The sequence below is a fragment of the Frankia sp. CcCS3 genome, from assembly GCF_977927575.1.
In genome coordinates, this window is record NZ_CDWRCL010000067.1 from 1 (window position 1) to 7,749 (window position 7,749).

Genomic DNA, 7,749 nt, shown 5'->3' on the forward strand with positions numbered 1-7,749 from the left:
TCCCCCAGGTCCTCCGGACCGCCCGCGCCGGCGACTCCGAAGGCCGGCAGGAAGAGATGCTCGACGAGCTCGGCCGACATCGCGCCTCCGCCGCCATGCCCCATCACGATCGTGGGGCACTCCACCAACGGCACAGGACAGGTCCACGCGGCCGGATCCACCGCCGTCACGGCCTCATCCACCATGTCCCACCTCCAGCGCACGTCCCGCTTCCGGCGAGGCCTGCGCAACCGCCGGAGAGGTGCTCATCCGGCGGTAGAGGTAGTAGGCGGCACAGGCCCCTTCGGAGGACACCATGGTCGCGCCGAGCGGGGTCCGCGGCGTGCACTGCCGTCCGAAGGCCACGCACTCATGCGGCTTGATCAGGCCTTGGAGAACCTCGCCCGATCGGCACGCCGAAGACTCGGCCGTGTGGACATCCGCCACGGCGAACCGCAGCTCCGCGTCGAAGTCGCGGTAGGCTGGCGACAGGCGCCAGCCGCTGCCCGGGATGACACCGATGCCCCGCCAGGCCCGGTCGGCCATCTCGAAAACGTCCCGCAGCATCGCGATGGCGGCCGGGTTGCCGGCGACCGGAACCGCCCGGGGATAGGCGTTCTCCACCTCGTGTCGGCCGGCCTCCAGCTGCACCACGGTGCGCCGGATGCCCTCGAGGAGGTCGAGTGGTTCGAAGCCGGTGACCACGATCGGCACGCCGTAACGCCGCGCCAGAGCCGGGTACTCGCCGGTGCCCATCACGCTGCAGACGTGACCAGCGGCCAGGAACCCCTGGACGCGGCAGCTCGGCGACTCCATGATCGCAGCGATCGCCGACGGTACCAGCACATGCGACACCAGCAGGGAGAAGTTGCCCAAGCCGAGCCGTTTCGCCTGGAAAACCGTCATCGCGTTGGCCGGCGCAGTGGTCTCGAATCCGATCCCGAAGAACACGACCTCCCGATCGGGGTTGCGCTGGGCGATCGTCAGGGCGTCCAGCGGGGAGTAGACCACCCGGACGTCGGCACCCGCGCTCTTCACCCGGAAGAGGTCCCGATCGCTCCCCGGTACCCGCAGCATGTCGCCGAAGGAGCAGAAGATGACGCCCGGCCGCGCGGCGATCTCCAGAGCCCTGTCGATGATCTCGAGCGGGGTCACGCACACCGGGCAGCCGGGACCGTGGATCATCTCGATGCCCTCGGGCAGAAGCTGATCGATACCGTGCCGGATGAGCGAGTGGGTCTGCCCACCGCAGACCTCCATGATCGACCATGGGCGGGTCGTCGTCGCGTGGATCTGTTCCAGCAGCCGACCGGCCAGCTCCGGATCCCGGAACTCCTCCAGATACCTCACCGCGTCATCCCCTCCTCCTCGCCGGCCCCGCGGGCCGTGGCACTCACACCGTCCGCACCGTCACCCAACTCCTCGGTCAGGAGTCCCATCCGCGCGAAGGTGGCCAGCGACGCCAACGCCGACCGTTCGTCCAGCCGTTGGATCGCGAACCCCACATGCACGATCACGTACTCGCCGACCGTGATCTCGGGCAGGTACTGCAGGCAGACGTCCTTGCGCACACCTCCGAAATCGACCTCGGCCGTCCGGGCCCCGTGGCGTTCCTCGATCCCCACCACCCGTCCTGGAACCGCGAGACACACCTGTTCCTCACCCCTTTTCCCGCGCCTTTTCCCGCGCTGCGGCGACGAGCAGCTGACCGAGAGCGATCCCCCCGTCATTCGGAGGTACCCGCGCATGCCGCAGCACCGTGAAGCCCCCCGCACGCAGTGCCCTGGATGCAGCCGTCGCCAGAACGGCGTTCTGGAAGACCCCGCCGGTGAGTCCGACCAGGTCAAGGCCCACCTCTACGCGTGCTCGCCGGGCGAGGTCCACGATCATCGCCACGACGGCTGTATGGAAACGGGCCGCGGCGGTCTCCACGGCGAGCCCGGCCGACAGATCCCTCACCATCGCCCGGATGACCGGCGCCGGGTCGATAATCAGCGGCCTGCCCGGCCCCTGCCCGCGCAAGGCGAACGCGTGGCGTTCGCGGTCGTCCGCGCCGCCGCCGGTCGCGGCCCGCGCCCGGGCCTCCAGCTCGATCGCCGCCTGCGCCTCGAAGTCGACCTCGTGACGGATGCCGAGCAGCGAGCTGACCGCGTCGAAGAGCCGCCCCATGCTGGAGGTCGGCACGCAGCCCAGCCCGCTGGCCAGCTGGTGGGTCAGCGCCCGCCGCTCCGGCTGCGGGCAGGCGACGACCGGCGGCAGGGTGGGATCCCAGCGGACTCCGGCGGCGTGCAGATGGGCAAGCGCCATCCGGCAGGGCCGCCGAACCGCGGCGTCCCCACCGGCAAGCGGCACATAGCCCAGGTGGGCGAAGCGCCGGAACCCGTGGTAGTCGGCGATCAGCACTTCGCCGCCCCACACGGCCCGGTCGGGGCCGTAGCCGGTCCCGTCAAAGGCGAATCCCACCACCGACCGGGTGCCGTCGAGGCCGTGCTCGGCCATCAGCGCGGCCACATGGGCATGGTGGTGCTGCACGGTCCGTACCGGTCGGCCGGCGGCGTGCCGCACCGCCCACTGGCGCGACCGGTAGCCCGGGTGCGCGTCGGTGACGAGCTGGCGGGGGGGTGACGCCGGTCAGGTGCTCGAGGTGCCGCTCGGCGGCATCGAGGGCGCGCATGGTGGCCAAGTCGTCCATGTCCCCGATGTGCCCGCTGAGCCAGGCCGACCGGCCCGAGCCCAGGCCGCAGGTGTTCTTGAGGTCGGCCCCGACGGCCAGCGTCGGGGGCACCTCGAACGGCAGCGGCACCGGCAGCGGCGCGTAGCCACGCGAGCGGCGTACCGGCGACGGGGCACCGTCGACCACCCGGACAACGGAGTCGTCGTAGGGCACCCGGATCGGACGGTCGTGGCGCAGCCAGCCATCGACGAGCGGGGCGAGCCGGCGCAGAGCGTCGGCGTCGCCGGCCGCGATCGGCTCGCCGCCGAGGTTCCCGGAGGTCATCACCAACGGCGGCCATCCGGCGGTGCCGACGGTTCGATGGACGGGCCCGGGCTCGCCTGGCAGGCCGAGCAGCAGATGGTGCACCGGCGTGTAGGGCAGCAGCAGACCGAGATCGGGGTTGTCCGGGGCAACGGAGTCGGCGAGCGCGGGACGGCCGTCGCGGCGACGGCGCACCAGCACGATGGGCCGAGCGGGGTCGGTGAGCAGGGCCGCCTCCCGCTCGTCGACATGCGCCAGGCCCCGGGCCGCAGCCAGGTCGTGGACCATGACGGCGAACGGCTTGCCGCCGCGCCGTTTGCGGCGTCGCAGGGTCGTCACCGCCGTCGGGTCGGTGGCGACGCAGGCGATGTGGTAGCCGCCCACCCCCTTCACCGCCAGGACGCCACCGTCGGCGAGCAGCCGCCGCGCCGCAGCGAGCGCGTCCTCGCCGGTCCGCGGCGCGCCCGACGGCGACACGAACTCCAGGCGCGGTCCGCACGCCGGGCAGGCGATCGGCTGGGCATGGAAACGCCGGTCGGCCGGATCGGAGTACTCCCGCTCACACACGGGGCACATGGCGAACCGGGCCATCGTCGTTGCCGGCCGGTCGTAGGGAAGGTCGGTGATGATCGTGAACCTGGGTCCGCAGTTGGTGCACGTGATGAACGGATGCCGGTAGCGCCGGTCCGCGGGGTCGGCCAGTTCCCGCAGGCAGTCCGGGCATGTCGCCACGTCGGGGGCCGCCGCCGTACGCCCGCCCGCGGCCGGCCGGGACCGGGCGATCGCGAAGCCGGATCCGCCACAGGGCGGAAGCTCCGTGGTCACGACCCGCTCGACCATGGCCAGCGGCGGCACGTCGCAGCGAAGCCGGCGGGCGAAGTCCTCGACCGCGCCGGGGGTTCCCTCGACCTCCGTGACCACGCCGCCGGTGTCGTTGCGCACCCAGCCGGTCAGAGCCAGCTCCGTCGCGGCGGCGTGGACGAACGGCCGGAAGCCGACCCCCTGGACCAGCCCCTGGACGACGAACCGTCGCCGGGCCCGGCCGCCCGGGCCGGCCTCCCGACTCGGTTCACCGGCCCCGCCCACCGAGAGCGCCGGCCGGGTCATGCGGCCCGCCGTGCCGTCCGCCATCACATCTTCTCGATCCTGATGTATCGGACGAGGGCCGGATACTCCCTCCAGAACAGGCCGACGGCACCGGCCACGCCGACGGTCGCCAGCACCAGCTTGCGACTACTCATGCTCCACCTCCTCGGTACCGCTTTCTCATGGGTATCCGCGGGCTTCGGGTGGTGCGCCGCCCGCTGGGCGCTACCCCGGCGGCAGGTTGGGCATGCTCCTCGGTGCGACGGGATTGCGCCTCTTCGGCCGGACGCCGGTGGAGCGCCGTGCGTCGGCGCTGCCATCGGCGTGGTGCCCCGCCTGCCATCGGTACGAACCGGTCGCGTTGCCCTGCGCTACCCCCTTGACGTGCGCGGTGGCGTCCGGCGCGACGTCGGGCTTACCGACTCGGATCTCGGCCATCTCGTCCTCCCCTCCCTCTCTTTCCTCTCAGCCCCGCCCCGCGGGGCCCGCGCGGCCCTGGCCCGTGAGATGGACCGGCCGTGCGGGCGCAACGGGCTCCCGGACCCCGGCCCGCACCGGGCTTGCGGGCCGGCGGCCGAGATCGGCGAAGAACCCGTCGATCGCCGGCCGCACGCGCCTGCCTCCGGACAGGCCCCTCCACTCCCGCCGGATGACCGCCACGAGCCGGTGACAGTCGTCGACGGGAACGATCCAGTGCTCGTGGCGGCCGTGGGCGGTGTTCGTCAGCAGTGCCTCGACCAGCGGTGTCAGGTCACCCAGCGCCGGGCAGCGCCGCACGATGCCGCGCCACGTGCCGGGCTCGACGTCCCAGCGGGTGGCGCCCATCGGGCTGGGATAGCGGGCGCTGACCGAGCCGTCGGTCCCGACGACGAAGAACGCCAGCCCCACCGGGGTACCCAGCTCGTCCGCGTCGAGTGCGGGAAGCCGCAGCCGTCGCCGGGGAACAAGCCGGAAGTGCCCACGCCCGGCAGCCTCCCGGTCGAACAGCAGCGCGCACGCCTGGCAGGCGCAGAGCAGCTCGTCGCGTTGTTCGTCGAGGATGTGCCGATGCTCCGCCGGCACGGCGGTCCGGCACATGTCGCAGCGGGCCTCGGCCGCGCCGGCGCGGCCGGTCGCGGCGTGCACGAGCCGCCGCAACGCGCCGTCGGCCGTCGGGGATATCGGGGACGTCGGGGATATCGGGGACGTCATGGGCCCACCCCGTCAGCGACGGGCCGGGCGAGCACGGTGTCGAGGGGAACGAAGGCGGTCCGGCTCGGGTGCGCCCGGCGCGGGCAGGCGCCGGACGTCGGACAGCTCCGGCGCGACGGCGAGCACGGCCTGGCGAACCGCCTCGGTGATCCCCGCCGAGGTCGAGCCACACCCGCCGAGGGTCAGCCGGACCTCGGCCACCCCCCGTTCGATCCCACTCAGCTCGATCTCCCCACCTCGGTCCCGGATCCCGGGCCGAAGCTGTTCGATCGCCCGCGCGACCCGGGCCCCGACCGGCTCGGGATGGACGTCGTGCAGGACGAGCAGATGGTCGAGCAGCTCGTCGCCGGTGAACGCGGCGAGCACCTCCGGGGCCCCCGACGCGTATCCGACGGCTCGGGCCAGCGCCTCGCCGTACACCGCCGCGAGTGTCGCCACCGCATCGATCGCCAGCTCGCCACTCGGCCCCGGGATGCGCTCCACCTGCGCCAGCACCTCGTCGAGGTGGGCGAGCCGGCCCCGCACGGCGAGATCGTCGAGCCGGTGCCCACCCGCGCCGTCCGGATCAACCATGGCTGGCCCCGAACATCGGCGAGTGCACCGTGCGCAGAGTGCGGCCCCGACCAAGATACATGTGCACCCCGCAGGGCAGGCAGGGGTCGAAGCTGCGCACCGTCCGCATAACGTCGACGCCCTTGAACCCCCCGGACCGTTCTCCTCGAAGATCGGCATGTTCTGGACCGCGTCCTCGTAGGGGCCCGGGGTCCCGAAGAAGTCGCGGGGGCTGCCGTTCCACGGCGTCGGCGGGTAGGGGTGATAATTGGCGATCTTGCCGTCGCGCACCACCATGTGGTGCGACAGCACGCCGCGCACCGCCTCGTGGAAACCGCAACCGATCGTCTCGTCCGGCACGTCGAAGTCGCAGAACACCCGAGTGTCACCCGAGCGCACCCGATCCATGCCCTGCTCGAGGAAGTACAGCGCCATCGCCGCCGCGTAGGCGACGAAGTAGACGCGGGCCCGGTCCCGCTCGATCGCGTTCGACCAGGCCGGCGGCTTCCACTGCAGGTCGACGGCGGGCAGCGTGCGGCTGCGCGGCAGCGAGATGTTCACCGCGCCCCCGGTCGCGGTGACGTAGGGGGTGTTAACCAGTCCGGCGAGTGCCGTGGTGTAAAGCCGGGCGAAGGGCCCTCCCCCGGTATCCAGGGCGAGATGCTCGCCGCTGCGGGCGTCGAGCCACCGCGGGCTCATCACCCAGCTGTACTTCTCCCCGAAGTCCCGCTTCTGCGGCACCGGCAGCGTCGTCTGGTTCCACGGATGGCGCATGTCGACCGGATTTCCGAGCGGATCCCGGGTGACGAACGGCTCCTCGTTCACCCAGTCCTGGTAGAAGGAACTGCCCAGCAGGATCCGGATACCCAGATTGATCTCCACCAGGTCGGTGGTCAGCAGATCGCCATCGACGACGATCCCGGGTGTCACGTGCATCGCCCGGCCCCAGGTAGTCATGTTCTCGTACCGGTAGTCCACGACGTTCGGATCCTGGAACGCGCCCCAGCAGCCCAGCAACACCCGGCGGCGGCCGACCTCCTCGTAACCGGGCAGCGCCTCGTACCAGAAGTCGAACAGGTCGTCGTTCAGCGCGACGGCCTTCTTGACGAAATCGAGGATCTCCATCAGCCGGCTGAGGTAGTCGGTGAACACCGTCGGTTCCGGCATCGTGCCGACCCCACCCGGATACAGCGTGGAGGGGTGCACGTGCCTGCCCTCCATCAGGCCGAACATCTCGCGGGTGATCCGGCTGACCTTGAGGGCCTCCCGGTAGATCTCTCCCTCGAACGGGTTGAACGAGCGCATGATGTCAGCGATAGTCCGCATGCCGTGCACGGCCGCGTTCGGTGCGGCAGTGGCCTCTGCCCGGGCCAGCACGCCGGGGTTGGTCTGCTTGACCATCGCCTCGCAGAAGTCCACGAATACCAGGTTGTCCTGGAAGATCTTGTGGTCGAACAGGTACTCGGCGGCCTCTCCGAGATTAAGGAGTCGAAATGAAATAACTTGCGCGTTTCGAACCCTCCACAGGCCTGTGACCTGCGATGATGCTCTCGATCACGTATTTGTTACTTCATTACGTCCCCTAATGATCCATTCCGCCATCGGCGGGTTCGCGATGCCGTACGCCATGTTCTGGGCGTAGACCGAGCAGGTGGTGTGGTTGTTCCCGCAGATGCCGCAGATGCGGCTGGTGATGAAACCCGCGTCCCGCGGGTCCTTGCCCTTCATGAACACCGAATAACCGCGGAACAGCGACGAGGTTCTGTGACACTCGGTGACCCGCTGATTGGCAAAATCGATCTTCGTGTAGATCCCGAGATTGCCGATGATGCGCGTGATCGGATCCCACGCCATCTCCACGATGTGGGCGGGCTTCTCCCTGGTTCTCGACTGCCTGGTCGTCGTCATCGCACAACCCCTTCGGCATCGCTGGGCCCGGCCCTAGGCCCGGTCCTAGGGAGTCG

The 7,749-nt window shown here is 70.8% G+C and carries 8 protein-coding genes and 1 pseudogene; all 9 read right to left on the bottom strand.

Annotated elements, in window-relative coordinates; translation table 11 throughout:
* Positions 1-185, bottom strand: a pseudogene (locus tag AC08OQ_RS08545) (hydrogenase expression/formation protein HypE); the annotation flags it as partial.
* Positions 175-1,329, bottom strand: a complete 1,155-nt coding sequence (gene hypD / locus AC08OQ_RS08550; RefSeq protein WP_476600239.1) for a hydrogenase formation protein HypD — start codon at positions 1,327-1,329, stop codon at positions 175-177. The gene hypD and the pseudogene AC08OQ_RS08545, both read right to left, overlap by 11 nt.
* Positions 1,326-1,631, bottom strand: coding sequence for a HypC/HybG/HupF family hydrogenase formation chaperone (locus tag AC08OQ_RS08555; protein WP_462186347.1), 306 nt, complete (start codon positions 1,629-1,631; stop codon positions 1,326-1,328). The genes hypD and AC08OQ_RS08555 overlap by 4 nt, the downstream gene beginning before the upstream one ends.
* Positions 1,632-1,638: 7 nt before the next feature.
* The gene (locus AC08OQ_RS08560) at positions 1,639-2,544 is read right to left on the bottom strand and encodes a Kae1-like domain-containing protein (protein ID WP_476600235.1); all 906 of its coding nucleotides are present in this window, start codon (positions 2,542-2,544) and stop codon (positions 1,639-1,641) included.
* Positions 2,426-4,087 carry a carbamoyltransferase HypF gene (gene hypF, locus AC08OQ_RS08565; protein ID WP_476600233.1) on the bottom strand — a complete coding sequence of 554 codons (1,662 nt, stop codon included), beginning with the start codon at positions 4,085-4,087 and terminating at the stop codon, positions 2,426-2,428. Before hypF ends, AC08OQ_RS08560 begins: the two co-directional genes overlap by 119 nt.
* 180 nt (positions 4,088-4,267) lie before the next feature.
* Entirely contained in the window at positions 4,268-4,480 is a 213-nt protein-coding gene (locus tag AC08OQ_RS08570; protein ID WP_462186348.1) for a hypothetical protein, read from the bottom strand.
* Positions 4,481-4,507: 27 nt separating this feature from the next.
* A complete protein-coding gene (locus tag AC08OQ_RS08575) occupies positions 4,508-5,233 on the bottom strand; it encodes a DUF5947 family protein (protein WP_476600231.1) in 726 nt (241 codons plus the stop codon).
* Positions 5,234-5,245: 12 nt separating this feature from the next.
* Positions 5,246-7,204, bottom strand: coding sequence for a nickel-dependent hydrogenase large subunit (locus AC08OQ_RS08580; RefSeq protein WP_476604899.1), 1,959 nt, complete (start codon positions 7,202-7,204; stop codon positions 5,246-5,248).
* A gap of 135 nt (positions 7,205-7,339) precedes the next feature.
* Entirely contained in the window at positions 7,340-7,693 is a 354-nt protein-coding gene (locus tag AC08OQ_RS08585; RefSeq protein WP_476611977.1) for a nickel-dependent hydrogenase large subunit, read from the bottom strand.
* Positions 7,694-7,749: the final 56 nt, after the last annotated feature.